Genomic DNA, 18,713 nt, shown 5'->3' with positions numbered 1-18,713 from the left:
TGTCTTACGACACAAACGAAATGGCAGGACCATGGGCCCTGCCAATTTTCGGGGTACGAAAGTCTAAAGAGGTTCTCCCGTACCGTCAATACGAAGCCCTGACCACTCGGCCAAGGCTTCGTTTGATTTACTGCTTAGCTACCACTTGAGTTCAACGCTTCGGTCAGCGCAGCTTCCGCCTCGCTCGCACTCACACGCTGAGGCTTGCCAATCTCCCGTTGACGCTTGCGCTCGCTGTGATAAGCCAGACCAGTACCCGCCGGAATCAGACGACCCACAACAACGTTCTCCTTCAGGCCACGCAGGAAGTCACGCTTACCTGTTACCGCCGCCTCAGTAAGAACGCGCGTTGTCTCCTGGAAGGAAGCTGCCGAAATAAAGGACTCCGTTGACAAGGATGCCTTCGTGATACCCAGCAGCACACGCTCGTACTTGGAAATGAACTTATCTTCTGCAACCAGGCGCTCATTTTCTTCCAGCACCTGGGTCAGCTCCATCTGATCACCCTTGATGAAGCTTGAATCACCAACTTCACTTACCTCCACCTTGCGCAGCATCTGGCGCAGGATGGTCTCAATGTGCTTGTCGTTGATCTTCACGCCTTGCAGACGATATACATCCTGAATTTCGTTCACGATGTATTTCGCCAGCGCACTTACGCCTAACAACCGAAGGATGTCATGCGGATTGCTTGGGCCATCGGAGATAACCTCACCGCGACTCACCTGCTCGCCCTCAAAGACGTTAAGGTGACGCCACTTAGGAATTAGCTCCTCGTACGGCTCACTACCGTCGGTAGGCGTAATTACCAAACGACGCTTGCCTTTTGTTTCCTTACCAAAAGAAATCGTACCGCTGATTTCCGCAAGAATAGCCGGCTCTTTTGGACGACGCGCTTCGAACAGGTCAGCCACACGCGGCAGACCACCCGTAATATCTCGGGTCTTCGATGTTTCCTGCGGGATACGTGCAATGACATCACCCACATGAACCTTGGCACCATCGTTCAGGTTAACCAATGCATTGGGCGGCAGGAAGTACTGGGCCGGTACGTCAGTACCTGGCAACAGTAAGTCGCGACCATTTGCATCAATCAACTTTACAGCCGGACGAATGTCTTTACCGGAGCTTGGACGATCTTTGATATCCAATACTTCGATATTGGTCAAACCTGTCAACTCATCGGTCTGACGCTTGATCGTGATACCTTCTTCCATGCCGACAAAGGCTACGGTACCGTCCATCTCGGTTACGATCGGGTGGGTATGCGGATCCCACTTGGCCACCACAGCACCCGGCTCAACCTTGTCACCTTCCTTGACAGAGATTACTGCACCGTACGGCAGACGATAGCGCTCACGTTCACGACCAAAGTCATCCGCAATAGCTAGCTCACCGGAACGGGATACAGCAACCAACGCACCGTCAGCGCGTTCAACGTGTTTCAGGTTATGCAGACGGATGGTACCGCCGTTCTTCACCTGAACATTGTCCGCTGCGGATGTACGGCTGGCCGCGCCACCAATGTGGAACGTACGCATGGTCAGCTGTGTACCAGGCTCACCGATCGACTGAGCAGCAATAACACCAACCGCCTCACCGATATTAACCTGATGTCCGCGAGCCAGATCACGGCCGTAGCACTTGGCACAGATACCATGACGTGTTTCACAGGTAATTGGAGAGCGAACCACTACCTCGTCTACGCTATTCAGCTCGAGGAACTCAACCCAACGCTCATCTACCAGAGTGCCTGCAGGAACAATGACTTCGTCATCCGCACCGGGCTTGAAGACATCACGTGCAATGGTCCGACCAAGGACGCGCTCGCCCAACGGCTCGACCACGTCGCCACCTTCGATGTGCGGCGTCATAACCAGGCCATGCTCGGTACCACAGTCGACTTCGGTTACAACCAAGTCTTGCGCAACGTCAACCAGACGGCGAGTCAGGTAACCTGAGTTCGCAGTTTTCAAGGCGGTATCCGCCAAGCCTTTACGTGCACCGTGCGTGGAAATGAAGTACTGGAGTACGTTCAGACCTTCACGGAAGTTCGCAGTAATAGGCGTCTCGATGATGGAGCCATCAGGCTTGGCCATCAAACCACGCATACCGGCTAACTGACGAATCTGTGCAGCGGAGCCCCGCGCACCTGAGTCAGCCATCATATACATGGAGTTAAATGACTCCTGATCAACTTCCTTACCCTCACGATCGATCACCTTCTCCTTCGAGAGATTGGTCATCATCGCCTTGGATACTTCGTCGTTAGCCTTCGACCAAAGGTCGATCACCTTGTTGTACTTCTCACCCTGAGTAACCAGACCAGAGGCATACTGGCTTTCGATCTCTTTTACTTCAGACGTAGCGGCATCAATGATACGAGCCTTCTCGTCTGGAATAACGAAGTCGTTCACGCCAATGGAAACGCCCGACAAGGTCGAATAGGCGAAACCGGTGTACATGAGTTGGTCTGCAAAAATGACGGTATCCTTTAGACCTACCACGCGATAGCAATGGTTGATCAGTTTGGAGATCGCCTTTTTCTTCATCGACTGGTTTACGACATCGAACGGCAAACCGGCAGGAACAACCTGGAATAGCAAGGCACGACCTACTGTCGTATCAACGATACGGGTGTTGCTAACGACAGAGCCGTCCTTCTGCTTCACCTTTTCATTGATACGAACCTTGATCTTGGCATGCAGCGCAGCTTCGCCAGCGCGGAATACGCGATCGACTTCCTGCAGGTCAGCAAATACACGACCTTCACCCTTGGCGTTCACCGCCTCGCGCGTCATGTAATAAAGGCCCAGCACCACGTCCTGCGACGGCACGATAATCGGCTCACCATTAGCAGGCGACAGGATGTTGTTGGTCGACATCATCAATGCGCGAGCTTCCAGCTGAGCTTCCAGTGTCAGCGGCACGTGGACAGCCATCTGGTCACCATCGAAGTCAGCGTTATAAGCCGCACACACCAATGGGTGCAACTGAATCGCCTTGCCTTCAATGAGCACAGGCTCGAACGCCTGAATACCCAAACGGTGCAACGTCGGAGCACGGTTCAGCAATACAGGGTGTTCGCGAATGACTTCGGCGAGAACGTCCCAGACCTCAGGCAGCTCACGCTCAACCATTTTCTTGGCGGCCTTGATGGTAGTCGCCATACCGCGAGCTTCCAGCTTGCCAAAGATGAATGGCTTGAATAGCTCCAACGCCATTTTCTTGGGCAGACCGCACTGATGCAGACGCAAGGTCGGACCTACGGTAATAACCGAACGGCCTGAATAATCCACGCGCTTACCCAGCAGGTTTTGACGGAAGCGGCCCTGCTTACCCTTGATCATATCAGCCAGCGATTTCAGCGGACGCTTGTTAGAGCCCGTGATTGCGCGACCGCGACGGCCATTATCCAGCAGTGCATCAACCGCCTCCTGCAGCATCCGCTTTTCGTTACGCACGATAATATCGGGCGCAGACAGATCAAGCAGGCGCTTCAGTCGGTTATTACGGTTGATAACGCGACGATAAAGGTCGTTTAGATCAGACGTTGCAAAACGGCCGCCATCCAGCGGAACTAGCGGACGCAGATCTGGAGGCAGAACGGGCAGCACCGTCATGACCATCCATTCAGGCTTATTGCCAGAGCCCTGGAAGGCTTCCATCAGCTTTAAGCGCTTGGATAGCTTCTTGATCTTGGTTTCAGAATTGGTTTGCGGAATTTCTTCGCGCAGGCGGCCAATTTCGTGCTCCAGATCAATGCCGCCCAGCAATTCGAAAACCGCTTCGGCGCCCATGCGGGCGTCAAAATCGTCACCGAACTCTTCAAGAGCTTCAAAGTACTGCTCGTCATTGAGCAGCTGATATTTTTCAAGCGTGGTCATGCCCGGATCGATGACAACGTAGCTCTCGAAATAGAGCACTCGCTCGATATCCCGCAGAGTCATGTCCAGCAGCAGGCCGATACGGGACGGCAGTGACTTCAGAAACCAAATGTGTGCAACTGGGGACGCCAGCTCAATATGACCCATGCGCTCACGACGCACTTTGGCCAGCGCAACTTCTACACCACACTTTTCACAAATAACGCCACGGTGCTTAAGGCGCTTGTACTTTCCGCACAGGCACTCGTAGTCCTTTACTGGACCAAAGATCTTGGCACAGAAAAGACCATCACGCTCAGGCTTGAACGTACGGTAATTGATGGTCTCGGGCTTCTTCACTTCGCCAAAGGACCAGGAACGGATCATCTCGGGCGAGGCCAGACCGATACGAATGGCATCGAACTCTTCGAGTTGACCCTGGTTTTTCAACAGATTCAGCAAGTCTTTCAAGGCCTTTCCTCCTCACGGACCAGGCATGACCGCCTTGACGGCCATGCCTTCTTGGCGTCGCGTGTTATTCGGTTTCCAATTCGATATCGATACCGAGCGAGCGAATTTCCTTGATCAGTACGTTGAAGGACTCCGGCATACCGGCCTCCATACGATGATCTCCGTCCACGATGTTCTTGTACATCTTGGTCCGGCCATTCACATCGTCCGACTTGACCGTCAGCATCTCCTGAAGGGTGTAGGCGGCACCATAAGCTTCCAGCGCCCAGACCTCCATCTCTCCGAAACGCTGTCCACCGAACTGCGCCTTACCACCCAGCGGCTGCTGAGTAACCAGGCTATACGATCCTGTGGAACGGGCATGCATCTTGTCATCGACCAGGTGGTTGAGCTTCAGCATATACATGTAGCCGACAGTAACCGGACGCTCGAACTGATTACCGGTACGGCCGTCAAACAGGCACATCTGACCACTTTCGGGCAGATCAGCCAGCTTCAGCATAGCCTTGATTTCACGTTCCTTAGCACCATCGAAGACCGGCGTAGCCATCGGCACGCCACCACGCAGGTTTTTAGCCAAACGCAACACTTCTTCGTCGCTCAGCTCATCCAGGTTTTCCTGGCGGCCACCGATCTCGTTATAGAGCTCATGCAGGAAACTACGCAGCTCAGCTACTTTGCGTTGCTCTTCAAGCATGCGATTGATCTTCTCGCCCAACCCCTTGGCAGCAAGGCCTAGGTGCGTTTCAAGAATCTGACCAACGTTCATCCGTGACGGAACACCCAGCGGGTTCAATACGATGTCAACCGGAGTACCCGTCTCATCGTAAGGCATGTCTTCAACCGGCATGATGACCGATACCACACCCTTGTTACCGTGACGACCTGCCATCTTGTCACCAGGCTGGATACGGCGACGGATTGCCAGGTAAACCTTCACGATCTTAAGCACGCCAGGTGCCAGGTCATCGCCTTGCTGCAGCTTGCGCTTCTTGTCCTCGAACTTGTCGTCCAAGAGCTGACGGCGATCGGATAGATAGGCTTGAGCCTTTTCCAACTGCTCGTTTTGCGCATCTTCTGCCATACGCAGCTTGAACCACTGGCCACGCTCCAGACCATCCAGGTATTCGTCAGTAATGACAGAACCTTTTTTGACATTCGGTCCGCCATCCGCAACCTGACCTACAAGTGCCTGACGGAGACGCTCGAAGGTGGCACCTTCAACGATACGGAACTCCTCGTTGAGGTCTTTGCGAATCTCGTCGAGCTGGGACTTCTCGATTGCCAGTGCACGAGAGTCACGCTCTACCCCATCACGGGTAAAGACTTGTACATCAATGACCGTACCCTTAGTACCCGTTGGTACCCGCAGGGAAGTATCCTTAACATCGGACGCCTTTTCGCCGAAGATGGCACGTAGCAGCTTTTCTTCTGGAGTCAGCTGGGTTTCACCTTTCGGCGTTACCTTACCGACCAGAATGTCACCTGCTTGTACCTCGGCACCAACGTAAACAATACCGGCTTCATCAAGCTTGTTAAGCGCTGCCTCACCTACGTTCGGGATATCAGAAGTGATTTCTTCTGGGCCAAGCTTTGTATCACGAGCCACACAGGTCAACTCCTGAATGTGGATCGTAGTAAAGCGGTCTTCCTGCACAACGCGCTCAGACAACAGGATCGAGTCTTCGAAGTTGAAGCCGTTCCAGGTCATAAACGCAACGCGCATATTCTGACCCAGTGCCAGCTCACCCATATCGGTAGACGGGCCATCAGCCAGAATGTCGCCACGCGCAATGACGTCACCCTTATTTACCAGCGGACGCTGGTTAATGCAGGTGTTCTGGTTGGAGCGGGTATATTTGGTCAGGTTGTAGATATCTACACCCGCCTCGCCCGTTTCAACTTCGGCATTAGCAACGCGTACCACGATACGGCTTGCGTCAACGGAGTCGATCACACCGCCTCGACGTGCCACAACACAAACACCAGAGTCGCGTGCTACGTTACGCTCCATACCTGTTCCGACTAGCGGCTTGTCCGAACGCAGAGTCGGGACAGCCTGACGCTGCATGTTCGAACCCATAAGGGCACGGTTCGCATCATCGTGCTCGAGGAAAGGAATCAGCGAAGCAGCAACGGAAACCACCTGCTTGGGTGACACATCCATCAGAGTTACGTCTTCCGGGCTCTTAACCGTGAATTCGTTCTGATGGCGTACCGCTACAAGCTCATCGACCAGTCGGTTATTTTCGTCCAGAGCCGCAGAGGCCTGAGCGATGACATGATTGGCTTCTTCGATCGCTGACAGGAACACAATCTCATCAGAGGCCACGGCATCCTTGACTACGCGATAAGGACTTTCCAGGAAACCATACTGGTTCGTGCGTGCATAGGTTGCCAGCGAGTTGATCAGACCAATGTTCGGGCCTTCTGGTGTCTCAATCGGACATACGCGACCGTAATGAGTCGGGTGAACGTCACGAACCTCAAAGCCCGCACGCTCCCGTGTTAAACCACCCGGGCCGAGTGCTGAGACACGACGCTTGTGCGTGATCTCAGAAAGCGGGTTGTTCTGGTCCATGAACTGAGACAACTGGCTCGATCCGAAAAACTCCTTGATCGCAGCAGCCACCGGCTTTGCATTGATCAGGTCTTGCGGCATCAGTCCTTCACTTTCGGCCATCGATAGACGTTCCTTGACCGCGCGCTCAACACGCACCAGGCCAACACGGAACTGATTTTCAGCCATCTCACCTACGCAACGTACACGGCGGTTACCTAAGTGATCGATATCATCGACGATACCTTTACCGTTCCGAATATCTACCAGCGTTCTGAGCACGTCAACGATGTCTTCGCGGCTCAGTACACCCTGGCCTTCGATTTCGTCACGGCCGATACGACGGTTGAACTTCATACGGCCAACGGCAGATAGATCGTAACGCTCGGCGCTGAAGAACAGGTTGTTAAATAGTGTCTCGGCAGCTTCCTTGGTTGGAGGCTCGCCTGGACGCATCATACGATAGATTTCAACCAATGCTTCGAGTTGATTGGTTGTGGAATCGATCTTCAGCGTATCGGAAACAAACGGACCACAGTCAATGTCGTTGGTGTACAACGTTTCGATGCGGACGACATTTGCCTTTGCAATTTTTGCCAGCATATCGAGGGTTAACTCGGTATTGCACTCGGCAATAATTTCACCAGTAGCAGGATGCACGATCGCCTTGGCAGTAGTACGGCCAATAACATAATCGAATGGCACTTCCAGCTCGGTAATACCTGATTTTTCAAGCTGATTGATATGGCGCGCAGTAACACGACGCCCCTGCTCTACAATCACCTTGCCTGCATTGTCCTTAATATCAAAGCTGGCAATTTCGCCACGCAGACGCTGCGGCACCAGTTCCAGATTCAAGGTTTCACCCTTGATGTGGAACACGTTGGTGTCGTAGAACATATCCAGCACTTCTTCAGTACCGTAACCAAGCGCGCGCAGTAGAACGGTCGCAGGTAGTTTGCGGCGACGGTCGATACGAACGAATACGCTGTCCTTGGGGTCGAACTCGAAGTCTAACCAAGAACCACGGTAAGGAATAATACGAGCGGAATACAGCAGCTTACCGGAGCTGTGGGTCTTACCACGGTCGTGATCGAAGAAGACACCAGGAGAACGGTGCAACTGGGAAACGATGACACGCTCGGTACCATTGATAATGAAGGTGCCGTTTTCTGTCATCAGGGGAATTTCCCCCATGTAAACTTCTTGCTCCTTGATGTCTTTGATCGCCTTGTTGGACGACTCACGATCAAAAATAATCAGGCGCACTTTTACTCGCAGCGGAACAGCAAATGTCACGCCGCGCAGAACACATTCTTTAACATCGAACGCCGGCTCGCCAAGGCGATAACCGACATATTCCAAGGCAGCATTGCCGGAATAACTGATAATCGGGAAAACGGACTTGAAGGCCGCGTGCAGACCGATATCGCGGAGCTGATCTTTGCCTGCGCCCGCCTGCAGGAATTCGCGATACGAATCCAGCTGGATAGCCAATAGATACGGCACGTCCATAACGTGCGGCAACTTGCTAAAGTCCTTGCGGATACGTTTTTTCTCAGTGTATGAGTAAGCCATCAGCGTTCCCCAGCTTGGTCACCTGCTTGTTTGGCCTCTCCGACGGGAGCAGCCGGAAAATCTTGCAAACGTTATCGTTTGCGCCATCACCTATGATGGCCTTCTTTATTTCTATTTGATCACAAGCCCGACCGGGCTGCATCGAAACAGAAAAAGGCCGGTGGCTATTGCCACCAGCCATCAGCCGAACTTTAACGCTCAGGCTGTAGACGCAATGTCTGAGCTTACTTGAGCTCGACCTTGGCGCCAGCTTCTTCCAGAGACTTCTTGGCAGCCTCGGCTTCCTCTTTGGAAACGCCCTCTTTAACAACGCCAGGAGCGCCGTCAACAACTGCCTTGGCTTCTTTCAGGCCCAGACCAGTCAGTTCACGAACGACCTTAATGACGTTCACTTTCTTGTCGCCAGCTTCGGTCAACATGATAGTGAATTCAGTCTGCTCTTCAGCAGCAGGAGCGGCAGCAGCCGGACCAGCAGCTACAGCGGCAGCAGCAGTTACACCGAACTTCTCTTCCATCGCCTTGATCAGTTCGACCACTTGCATGACGGACATTTCGGATACGGCGTTGATGATATCTTCGTTGGTCAGAGCCATGACTCTAATTCCTGTATCGTTTAGGGGCTTCGTAGCCACTAGAATTAAACAAAAAAGCGAGAAAGTAGATGCTTAGCCTTAGGCTGCAGCAGATTCTTTCTGGTCGCGAATAGCTGCCAGAGTACGAGCCAGCTTGCTGGTTGCGCCCTGGATAACGCTCATCAGCTGGGACACAGCTTCGTCGTAGGTTGGCAGAGTTGCCAGTACGTCGATCTGGTTAGCTGGGATCAGCTTGCCTTCAAACGCGGCCGCCTTGATCTCGAACTTGTCCTGACCCTTGGCGAATTCCTTGAAAATGCGAGCAGCAGCGCCCGGATGTTCAGTGGAAAAAGCAATCAGGGTCGGGCCTTTGAACGCGTCGTTCAGTACGTCAAATGAAGTACCTTCAACAGCGCGACGCAGCAGTGTGTTACGCACAACTTTCACGTAAACACCAGCCGCACGGGCCTCTTTACGGAGTCCGGTCATTGCACCTACTGTCACGCCACGGGCATCAGCCACGACAGCAGACAGGGCACTTTGGGCAGCCTCGTTGACTTCAGCGACGATAGCCTTCTTGTCTTCGAGTTTAATTGCCACGGGTTTTACTCCTGGATGTTACCGTATCGCCCAACCTAAGCCGGACGTCGTTTTGGTGTCTGACTCGGTAACCGAATCGGGAGCACCATCTGCGTAGGCTTAATTTAAGACTTTCGTCACCTACGGTCTTGGACAGCCCCCGCCAGGCAGGGACCCCAATAAGAGAGCGAAGCAGTGCTTCGCTCGAATCACTTAGGCTTCCAGGGAAGCCTGATCAATCTGCAGACCTGGGCCCATAGTGGTGCTCAGAGTCACGCGCTTGACATAAATACCTTTGGAAGTAGACGGCTTGAGTCTCTTCAGGTCAGCCAGCAGCGCTTCAACGTTCTGCTTGAGCTTAACGGGTTCGAAATCAACCTTGCCAACGGAGGCATGGATGATGCCGTTCTTGTCGGTACGGAAACGAACCTGACCGGCCTTTGCGTTCTTGACTGCAGTAGCAACGTCCGGAGTCACAGTGCCAACTTTGGGGTTAGGCATCAGACCACGAGGACCAAGGATCTGACCCAACTGACCTACTACGCGCATTGCATCTGGAGAAGCAATCACGACGTCATAGCTCAGATCGCCAGCTTTCATCTCGGCAGCCAAGTCGTCCATACCCACTTTTTCTGCACCAGCAGCCAGCGCTGCTTCAGCATTGGGGCCCTGAGTAAACACGGCTACACGGACGCTCTTGCCAGTACCGTTTGGCAGAACGGTAGCACCACGAACAACCTGGTCAGATTTACGAGGATCGACGCCCAGATTAACTGAAACGTCTACCGACTCTTTGAACTTGACAGTGGACAGCTGAGACAGAAGCGCAGCAGCCTCTTCAAAGCTGTACTGCTTGCCTGCTTCAATCTTGGCAGCAATAGCCTTTTGACGCTTAGTGAGCTTGGCCATTACACGCCCTCCACATTGAGGCCCATGCTACGAGCAGAGCCAGCGATAGTACGTACAGCTGCATCCATATCAGCAGCAGTCAGATCAGCATTCTTGGTCTTAGCAATCTCTTCAAGCTGAGCACGCGTTACGGTGCCTACTTTCTGAGAGTTAGGACGGCTAGAACCGCTCTGAATGCCCGCAGCCTTCTTCAGAAGAACAGAAGCAGGAGTACTCTTGGTCTCAAACGTGAAGCTACGGTCACTGTAAACGGTAATAATTACCGGAGTAGGCAGACCTGGTTCCATACCTTGGGTACGGGCGTTGAATGCCTTACAGAATTCCATGATGTTCACGCCATGCTGACCCAGCGCCGGACCTACTGGCGGGCTCGGGTTAGCTTGAGCCGCTTTAACTTGCAGCTTGATATAAGCTTGGATTTTCTTAGCCATTTGCTACTCCAATGACGGGTCTAACGCCTTAAGGCTCCCCGGTTTGATTCACCTTATCCCACTGACGACAAAACCCCGCAGCCTAAACTGCGGGGTATGGGACCAGGCATCAGTTAGACGACTTTTTCGACCTGACTGAATTCCAGCTCAACCGGCGTAGAACGTCCAAAAATCAGGACAGCCACTTGAATCCGGCTTTTTTCGTAATTCACTTCTTCCACAACACCATTGAAGTCAGCAAACGGACCATCGATAACACGAACAGTCTCACCTGGCTCAAACAATGTTTTCGGCTTGGGCTTATCGCTACTATCGGAAACACGACGAAGAATCGCCTCTGCCTCACGATCAGTAATCGGTGCTGGCTTATCAGCCGTTCCACCAATAAAACCCATAACCCGCGGGGTATCTTTAACGAGGTGCCATGTACCTTCGCTCATTTCCATCTGAACGAGCACATAACCTGGAAAGAATTTACGTTCGCTTTTGCGCTTCTGGCCATTACGCATCTCCACTACTTCTTCAGTGGGAACCAGAATATCACCGAACTCATCTTCCATTCCGGCAAGCTTGACGCGCTCAATCAAAGAGCGCATGACATGCTTCTCGTAACCCGAGTATGCATGCACTACGTACCAACGCTTAGCCACGGCGAACCCTTAACCTACGATCATGGAAACAAGCCATCCGAGCAGGGAATCTAATCCCCATAGCAGCAGCGCCATGACCAGCACTACTGCAACCACAATCAATGTGGTCTGAGCTGTCTCTTGCCTACTAGGCCAGACAACCTTACGAATCTCGGTGCGCGCCTCTTTGAGCAGCGTGAAAAACGCTTGCCCTTTGACAGTCTGTAATGCAACGAAAGCAGCTACAGCACCCAGAACCAGCAAACCGATAACGCGATACAGGATCGGCTGGGCTGAGTAGTAGTGGTTAGCAACAACACCTACTGCTACCAGCAAGACGACCACAAGCCACTTCATCGCATCGAAGCGTGACTCTTTGGCTTCCGCCTTGACGCTCATCAATTGAAATCCTGTCAGGAAATGCCAGATTAAATCTGGCAGGCCAGGAGGGAATCGAACCCCCAACCTGCGGTTTTGGAGACCGCCGCTCTGCCAATTGAGCTACTGGCCTGTAACTTAAATCAGGCCGGCTATTATGCCGGCCTAACAACCCAAGATCAAGAACTTATTCGACGATCTTGGCAACCACGCCGGCGCCTACGGTACGGCCGCCTTCGCGAATAGCGAAACGCAGACCTTCTTCCATGGCAATCGGAGCGATCAAGGTAACAACCATCTTGATGTTGTCGCCCGGCATTACCATCTCAACGCCTTCCGGCAGTTCGCAGTTACCAGTCACATCAGTAGTACGGAAGTAGAACTGAGGACGGTAGCCCTTGAAGAACGGAGTATGACGACCACCTTCTTCCTTGGACAGAACGTACACTTCGCACTCGAACTTAGTGTGCGGCTTGATGGTGCCCGGCTTGGCCAGAACCTGACCACGCTCAACGTCTTCACGCTTGGTACCACGCAGCAGGGCGCCAACGTTCTCACCTGCACGACCTTCGTCTAGCAGCTTACGGAACATCTCAACGCCGGTGCAGGTAGTTTTGGTCGTAGCTTTGATACCTACGATTTCAACTTCCTCACCCACCTTGACGATACCACGCTCAACACGGCCTGTTACTACAGTACCGCGACCAGAGATGGAGAATACGTCTTCGATCGGCATCAGGAACGGCTGGTCGATTGCACGAACTGGCTCAGGGATATAGGCATCCAGAGTTTCAACCAGCTTACGCACAGCAGAAACACCGATTTCGTTGTCGTCTTTGCCTTCCAGCGCCATCAGCGCGGAACCTACAACGATCGGAGTGTCGTCACCTGGGAAGTCATAGGTGTTCAGCAGATCGCGAACTTCCATTTCTACCAGCTCGAGCAGCTCAGCGTCGTCAACCATGTCAGCCTTGTTCAGGAACACGACAATGTAAGGAACGCCTACCTGACGGGACAGCAGGATGTGCTCACGAGTCTGCGGCATGGGGCCGTCAGCTGCCGAGCAAACCAGGATCGCACCGTCCATCTGCGCAGCACCGGTGATCATGTTCTTCACATAGTCAGCGTGGCCAGGGCAGTCAACGTGAGCGTAGTGGCGAGTGGCCGAATCGTACTCAACGTGGGAAGTGTTAATGGTAATACCGCGCGCTTTTTCTTCCGGAGCGTTATCGATCTGGTCGAAGTTACGAGCAGAACCACCCCAAGTTTCAGAGCAAACCTTGGTCAGTGCTGCAGTCAGCGTTGTCTTACCATGGTCGACGTGGCCGATGGTGCCGACGTTGACGTGCGGTTTGTTACGTTCAAATTTTTCTTTAGCCATCGACACTCTCTCCCATCAAGAATTGAGCAAGTAACGCCGCCATAAAATAAAGGCAGATATTCTCATATCTGCCCTTAATAATGGAGCTCATGAGCGGATTTGAACCGCTGACCTCACCCTTACCAAGGGTGTGCTCTACCAACTGAGCTACATGAGCAAACTACAACAAACTGGAGCGGGTAGCGGGAATCGAACCCGCATCATCAGCTTGGAAGGCTGAGGTTCTACCACTGAACTATACCCGCAGAGCCTGTAGCTCTTGCAATTTGGTGGAGGGAGAAGGATTCGAACCTTCGAAGTCGTAGACGTCAGATTTACAGTCTGATCCCTTTGGCCGCTCGGGAATCCCTCCAAAGGAGGCAGCATTCTATTTGTCTGCTGCCGTCGTGTCAAGGATTTTCTTACTTTTCCTCAACTTACGTTGCCTTGACCGCCAACCAGTGGACTTACATGTTCAAGGCGGGCGCATTTTATGCATTTAATTTTTCACATGCAATCATTAAATGCGGTTTTCTTAAATTTTTTCTTAAAAAACAAAGGGTCGCTTAAGCGACCCTTTGTTTTCAGCCTAACGATTATAACTGTGGACCAGCTGCCTTAATCGCTTCGGAGACGCCACTGAACTTTTTGAAGTTCTCGATGAACTTGCCTGCCAGCGCCTTGGCCGATTCATCATAGGCATTTTTATCTTCCCAAGTGTTACGCGGGTTGAGCAATGCAGTATCGACACCAGCTACGACCTTGGGAACATCAAGGTTGATAATGGGCAAATGCTCGGTTTCAACATCGACCAGCGCCCCACTTTGAATAGCGGCAATCACTGCTCGTGTCGTTGGGATATTGAAGCGCTTGCCTACACCGTAACCGCCCCCGGTCCACCCAGTGTTCACCAGGTAAACTTTGGAGCCGAACCCATTGATACGCTTGATGAGAAGCTCAGCGTACTCGGCCGCCGGACGCGGGAAGAAGGGTGCACCGAAACAGGTAGAGAAAGTGGATTTGATGCCAGCCCCCGATCCCATTTCAGTAGAACCCACCAGCGCAGTGTAACCCGAAAGAAAATGATAAGCCGTCTGCTCGTTATTAAGGATAGATACAGGAGGCAGCACACCCGTCAGATCGCAGGTGAGAAAGATTACTGCATTAGGCTCGCCACCGCGGTTCAGTTCCGCACGCTTTTCGATCAACTCACGAGGATAGGCCGCCCGGCTGTTCTGGGTCAGACTATCGTCCGAATAATCTGGCTGGCGCGACTGTGGATCAAGCACCACGTTTTCCAGCACAGCGCCGAACTGAATGGCTTTCCAGATGACAGGCTCATTCTTTTCGGACAGGTCGATACACTTAGCGTAGCAGCCGCCTTCTATATTAAAGACGGTGCCGACACCCCAGCCATGCTCATCGTCACCGATCAGGTAACGGCTTTCATCGGCAGATAGCGTCGTCTTACCTGTTCCCGACAGGCCAAAGAACAGCGTAACGTCGCCCTCTTCGCCCATGTTGGCCGCACAGTGCATAGGAAGTACATCATGCTCAGGCAGCAGGAAATTTTGCACCGAGAACATGGCCTTCTTCATTTCACCGGCATAACGCATGCCCGCGATTAATACCTTGCGAGCAGCAAAGTTAATGATGACGGTGCCATCGGAATTGGTTCCATCACGCTCCGGCTCGCAGACAAACCAAGGGGCGTTAAGGATTTCCCACTCCTGGCGGGACTGAGGGTTGTAACTTTCCGGATTGATGAACAGGCAACGGCCAAACAGGTTGTGCCAGGCGGTTTCCGTAGTCATCTTGACTGCAAGGTAGTGCTCTGGATCGGAGCCTACATGCACATGCGAAACGAAGTGATCCCGCTCACCTACATAGGTTGAAACGCGATCCCATAGCGCATCGAACTTTTCCGCTGGAAAAGGACGGTTGATAGAACCCCAATCGATGGCATCACGGGTAGACGACTCTTCAACAATGAAGCGGTCGGCTGGCGAGCGGCCGGTGCGATGTCCAGTCTTGACTACAAGAGAGCCATTGGCGGCTAACTCACCCTCGCCGCGCCGAAGCGCCTCTTCTACCAGCTGCGCGGCGCTAATATCGGTATAAACGTTGGCTTGCGTCATGTAGTTCCCCGTCGGCCCTCGGCCGGTCCTTTTGCGTTTTGTAGCTTAACCCGAGTTTGGCTACATAAAAAACGAAGTCGCGCGATTATGCCAGAAAGCCTATTCCTGAATGCAATGCTTAGTGACGGGTTTCTTGCGGTGTTTGGCTTCCACCGCCTGCAAAAATCTGCGCGACATCGGCAGCGTCGAACAGGTATCGCTGATTGCAGAACTGGCAGTCGATTTCTATCTGACCACCCTGCTCCTGCAATAGCAGTTCGACATCTTCCTGGCCCACAGAGACAAGCGCATTGGCAGAACGTTCCCTAGAACAGCCACAATGGAATTCGACGATTTGAGGATCAAAGACTCTGACGGTTTCTTCATGATAGAGGCGATGAAGTACCGTTTCGTTGGGTAACCCCAACAGTTCTTCTGCAGTCAGCGTATTGCCAAGGGTTGTAAGGTGCTCCCAGCTGGCGTCGCGCGACTCTTTGTCCTTGTGTTTGTCCGCTGGCAGCTGTTGGAGCAGGAGCCCACGAGCGCGCCGTCCATCGGCATTGAGCCAGAAGCGGGTAGGCAGCTGCTCGGACGTGGCGAAGTAGCCTGAAAGGCATTCAGCGAGCGTCTGGCCTTCGAGAGGAACGATCCCTTGATAACGCTGACCGTTGGTCGGATCGATCGTGATGGCAAGAATACCTTCGGGCATTAGATCTTTCAGCGCGGCATCAGGAGCGATGTCGTCGGCATTGTAGCGGGCGATACCGCGCACCTCTCGGGCGCTCGAGCACTCCACCATCAATAGAGGAATCGCACCGCTGGAGCGTGCCTGCAATACCAGCAGACCGTCGAACTTGAGCGTGCCGCACAGCAAGGCAGCTGCTGCAAGCATTTCACCCAACAGCTGCGCGACGGGTTCCGGATAGGGGTGTTTGGCAAGCACCTCTACATAGCTTCTTTCAAGCAATGCAAGTTCGCCGCGAACGTCGGTGTCTTCAAACAGGAAACGCTGTGTGTAATCGAATGGGGTCATGACAAAAGTACGCTTGAACAGGGAAAATGACAAAAGCGTGACAACACTCCCGTGCGGTCACGCTTTCTGTTTATTCATATGGATTCATTTCATTCTATGGACAATGCCACACTCTTCCAAGCCAAGTGGCAATGGCGAGCATTTCTAATCAGCCACCTCGTGGCGCTGCTGTTGATTATTCTCTGGCTTATCCCTTCCGTACGCACCACTCTTCTGGATCTGGATGCGCATCTCTTCCGTGCGCTGAACGCACCGCTGGAAAGCAATACGGTCTGGCTACACGTCTGGGCCGTTGCCAGCCTGAGGCCATTCGACATCGTTGTGGGCATCATTCTTCTCACACTTACGATACGTGGGAATTGGGTGTTCAAACCAGAGCAGGTCCGTAGCGCCTTCTTCGGCTTGCTTACGGTACTGCTAGCCTTGCTGCTGATCCGCAACCTGTTCACCAAGGCTATCGAAGCCGCCGGCCTGCAGCATGCCAGTCCATCCGACATGCTGACGTATGCCATTCACATGAGCGATTACTTCCAGTCCTGGGAAAGGGCCTGAGAGCTCAAGGATCGATCCGGCGCCAGCTTTCCGGGGGATCATGCTTCGGTTCTTCTGCTCTGGGGCCTCTTTCTAACGGCTTTTACGCGCAACCCATTACAACTTGTCGTCACTTGGCTACTGGTAATGCTTTTCATGATGCCGCGCCTGGTCGCCGGTGCTCACTGGGCTTCGGATGACTATATGGGCGGTATTGCCGTTGCACTACTGGCAATGGCCTGGGGGTTTTATACGCCGCTGGCCAATGCCGGTAGCCGCATGTTCCTTCGTTTAACTGCGCCGCTGTTTCGTGTAGCAGCTCATATTCCTGTTATCCGGCAGATGAGCCTGGTCAAGCACTACTGACTGCTCATCTAGTCATTGGCCCGAGAATCAGCGTCGCCCCGGAATCGATGAATCTGACGGCGCTGTTTCTTGGTTGGCCTTCCATCCGTTGCCAACCCAAGCGCTCCTGCCTTGCGCATGGCCGTAGCCCGCTCGCGACGCTCAAGACTTTCCTCTGTCTCCCGATACAGTAACTGGGCCTCGGGTGCTCCGCGACGCTGTTGAGACAGGGAGAGGACTATGACGGTCTTCTCATCGAACCCCTGACGAATCGTCAGCTCATCACCGACCTTGGGCTCTTTGCTGGGCTTACACCGCTCACCCCGACATTGAACCTTGCCTCCTTCTATAGCAGCCTTGGCCAGTGCTCGTGTCTTGAAGAACCGTGCAGCCCACAGCCACTTATCCAGGCGGACTTTTTCATCTATATCTTGAATAGACGTCATTAACGAAAACGCTCCGAATACTTATCAATTTTTGCCATTAGACCAGGGCTGGTTACGGGCATTCTAACGGTACGATCATGAAGACCTTCTTTCCTGAAGAATTAACCAACCCTATGCGCTGCCAAGGCTGCCACCAGAGTGAACCCCTTGGGTTCGATTTCGCCTTTGCCTATCAGCCTATTGTTGACGTAACCACTCGCAGTATCTTTGCTCACGAGGCGCTGGTCCGTGGCCCGGAAGGCCAGGGTGCGCTTTCAGTGCTTGAGCGGGTGGATGCGCATAACCGCTATCGTTTCGATCAGTTATGCCGCACCAAGGCGATTTCAGGCGCAGCAAAGCTTGGAATGAAGGAAAAACTTTCCATCAACTTTCTTCCAAATGCCGTCTATCGACCGGAGCTGTGCATTCGCAGCACACTGGAGGCGGCCAAACGGCATGACTTTCCGTTGAGCAATCTTATTTTTGAAACAGTTGAAAGCGAGCATATTGGTGATAGCCAGCATCTAACGCATATCCTGAAGGAATATCGGCAGTTCGGCTTCATGACGGCGATTGACGACTTTGGTGCCGGACATTCAGGCTTGAACCTGCTAGCCGCTTTTCAACCGGATCTGATCAAGCTGGATATGGCCTTGATTCGCAATATCGATCATGATCGAGTCCGGCAGGCCATTGTTCGAGCCGTCGTCTCCATGTGTACGGAGTTGAACATCCGGATCATTGCCGAAGGTATTGAAACCGCTGCCGAGCGTGATTGCCTGCGTGACATCGGTATCACGTTGATGCAGGGTTACTGGTTTGCCAAGCCTGCGTTCAATGCGCTGGCCTCCATCGATAAGCAGATATGGGGACACTGATCCCGACTTCAAGGATTACGCTTGGACACACTCGACGAGCTGGCCATTATC

At 53.0% G+C, this 18,713-nt stretch carries 13 protein-coding genes, 4 tRNA genes and 1 pseudogene; 2 read left to right on the top strand and 16 right to left on the bottom strand.

Annotation, left to right across the window (positions count from 1 at the left end):
- Positions 1 to 134 precede the first annotated feature (134 nt).
- From rpoC to hslO, 15 genes are all read right to left on the bottom strand, one after another.
- Positions 135 to 4,337, bottom strand: a complete 4,203-nt coding sequence (gene rpoC / locus JQR90_RS02045) for a DNA-directed RNA polymerase subunit beta' (protein WP_010796746.1) — start codon at positions 4,335 to 4,337, stop codon at positions 135 to 137.
- A gap of 64 nt (positions 4,338 to 4,401) precedes the next feature.
- The gene (gene rpoB / locus JQR90_RS02040; protein WP_010796745.1) at positions 4,402 to 8,475 is read right to left on the bottom strand and encodes a DNA-directed RNA polymerase subunit beta; all 4,074 of its coding nucleotides are present in this window, start codon (positions 8,473 to 8,475) and stop codon (positions 4,402 to 4,404) included.
- 224 nt (positions 8,476 to 8,699) lie between these two features.
- Entirely contained in the window at positions 8,700 to 9,068 is a 369-nt protein-coding gene (gene rplL, locus JQR90_RS02035; RefSeq protein ID WP_010796744.1) for a 50S ribosomal protein L7/L12, read from the bottom strand.
- A 78-nt stretch (positions 9,069 to 9,146) separates the two neighbouring features.
- Positions 9,147 to 9,647, bottom strand: a complete 501-nt coding sequence (rplJ, locus tag JQR90_RS02030) for a 50S ribosomal protein L10 (protein WP_010796743.1) — start codon at positions 9,645 to 9,647, stop codon at positions 9,147 to 9,149.
- Positions 9,648 to 9,839: 192 nt separating this feature from the next.
- On the bottom strand, positions 9,840 to 10,535 hold the full coding sequence (rplA, locus tag JQR90_RS02025) for a 50S ribosomal protein L1 (protein WP_010796742.1): 696 nt from the start codon (positions 10,533 to 10,535) through the stop codon (positions 9,840 to 9,842).
- Positions 10,535 to 10,966: a 50S ribosomal protein L11 gene (rplK, locus tag JQR90_RS02020; protein WP_010796741.1), complete on the bottom strand. Its 432-nt coding sequence runs from the start codon at positions 10,964 to 10,966 to the stop codon at positions 10,535 to 10,537. The genes rplA and rplK overlap by 1 nt, the downstream gene beginning before the upstream one ends.
- A gap of 113 nt (positions 10,967 to 11,079) precedes the next feature.
- Positions 11,080 to 11,616, bottom strand: a complete 537-nt coding sequence (gene nusG, locus JQR90_RS02015) for a transcription termination/antitermination protein NusG (RefSeq protein WP_010796740.1) — start codon at positions 11,614 to 11,616, stop codon at positions 11,080 to 11,082.
- A 9-nt stretch (positions 11,617 to 11,625) separates the two neighbouring features.
- Positions 11,626 to 11,994 (bottom strand): preprotein translocase subunit SecE, encoded by a 369-nt coding sequence (gene secE, locus JQR90_RS02010; protein WP_010796739.1) that lies wholly within the window; start codon positions 11,992 to 11,994, stop codon positions 11,626 to 11,628.
- Positions 11,995 to 12,030: 36 nt separating this feature from the next.
- A tRNA-Trp gene (locus JQR90_RS02005) sits at positions 12,031 to 12,106 on the bottom strand.
- Between the two features lie 54 nt (positions 12,107 to 12,160).
- Positions 12,161 to 13,354: an elongation factor Tu gene (tuf, locus tag JQR90_RS02000; RefSeq protein WP_010796738.1), complete on the bottom strand. Its 1,194-nt coding sequence runs from the start codon at positions 13,352 to 13,354 to the stop codon at positions 12,161 to 12,163.
- Positions 13,355 to 13,435: 81 nt separating this feature from the next.
- Positions 13,436 to 13,511, bottom strand: a tRNA-Thr gene (locus JQR90_RS01995).
- Positions 13,512 to 13,525: 14 nt separating this feature from the next.
- Positions 13,526 to 13,599: transfer RNA gene (locus JQR90_RS01990), tRNA-Gly, on the bottom strand.
- Between the two features lie 22 nt (positions 13,600 to 13,621).
- A tRNA-Tyr gene (locus tag JQR90_RS01985) sits at positions 13,622 to 13,706 on the bottom strand.
- Positions 13,707 to 13,929: 223 nt separating this feature from the next.
- Positions 13,930 to 15,471, bottom strand: a complete 1,542-nt coding sequence (locus tag JQR90_RS01980; RefSeq protein ID WP_010796737.1) for a phosphoenolpyruvate carboxykinase — start codon at positions 15,469 to 15,471, stop codon at positions 13,930 to 13,932.
- 118 nt (positions 15,472 to 15,589) lie between these two features.
- A complete protein-coding gene (hslO, locus tag JQR90_RS01975) occupies positions 15,590 to 16,483 on the bottom strand; it encodes an Hsp33 family molecular chaperone HslO (protein WP_010796736.1) in 894 nt (297 codons plus the stop codon).
- Between the two features lie 96 nt (positions 16,484 to 16,579).
- Here hslO and JQR90_RS01970 point away from each other — a divergent pair.
- Positions 16,580 to 17,380, top strand: a pseudogene (locus tag JQR90_RS01970) (phosphatase PAP2 family protein).
- A gap of 8 nt (positions 17,381 to 17,388) precedes the next feature.
- Here the strand turns inward: JQR90_RS01970 and JQR90_RS01965 are convergent.
- Entirely contained in the window at positions 17,389 to 17,805 is a 417-nt protein-coding gene (locus JQR90_RS01965) for an RNA-binding S4 domain-containing protein (protein ID WP_010796733.1), read from the bottom strand.
- A gap of 77 nt (positions 17,806 to 17,882) precedes the next feature.
- Here JQR90_RS01965 and JQR90_RS01960 point away from each other — a divergent pair, with 77 nt between their 5' ends.
- Positions 17,883 to 18,662: an EAL domain-containing protein gene (locus JQR90_RS01960; RefSeq protein ID WP_112297950.1), complete on the top strand. Its 780-nt coding sequence runs from the start codon at positions 17,883 to 17,885 to the stop codon at positions 18,660 to 18,662.
- Positions 18,663 to 18,713 lie beyond the last annotated feature (51 nt).

The sequence above is a fragment of the Pseudomonas sp. JZ114 genome, from assembly GCF_051027705.1.
GTDB classification, from domain to species: domain Bacteria; phylum Pseudomonadota; class Gammaproteobacteria; order Pseudomonadales; family Pseudomonadaceae; genus Chryseomonas; species Chryseomonas luteola.
The sequence above is the reverse complement of the archived record's forward strand: the minus strand, read 5'-3'. Positions and strand labels throughout refer to the sequence as shown.

Coding starts and splice junctions, on each gene's coding strand:
- rpoB (WP_010796745.1), bottom strand. CDS start 8,475: ATGGCTTACTCATACACTGAGAAAAAACGTATCCGCAAGGACTTTAGC.
- rplL (WP_010796744.1), bottom strand. CDS start 9,068: ATGGCTCTGACCAACGAAGATATCATCAACGCCGTATCCGAAATGTCC.
- rplA (WP_010796742.1), bottom strand. CDS start 10,535: ATGGCCAAGCTCACTAAGCGTCAAAAGGCTATTGCTGCCAAGATTGAA.
- rplK (WP_010796741.1), bottom strand. CDS start 10,966: ATGGCTAAGAAAATCCAAGCTTATATCAAGCTGCAAGTTAAAGCGGCT.
- secE (WP_010796739.1), bottom strand. CDS start 11,994: ATGAGCGTCAAGGCGGAAGCCAAAGAGTCACGCTTCGATGCGATGAAG.
- tuf (WP_010796738.1), bottom strand. CDS start 13,354: ATGGCTAAAGAAAAATTTGAACGTAACAAACCGCACGTCAACGTCGGC.
- JQR90_RS01980 (WP_010796737.1), bottom strand. CDS start 15,471: ATGACGCAAGCCAACGTTTATACCGATATTAGCGCCGCGCAGCTGGTA.
- hslO (WP_010796736.1), bottom strand. CDS start 16,483: ATGACCCCATTCGATTACACACAGCGTTTCCTGTTTGAAGACACCGAC.
- JQR90_RS01965 (WP_010796733.1), bottom strand. CDS start 17,805: ATGACGTCTATTCAAGATATAGATGAAAAAGTCCGCCTGGATAAGTGG.
- JQR90_RS01960 (WP_112297950.1), top strand. CDS start 17,883: ATGAAGACCTTCTTTCCTGAAGAATTAACCAACCCTATGCGCTGCCAA.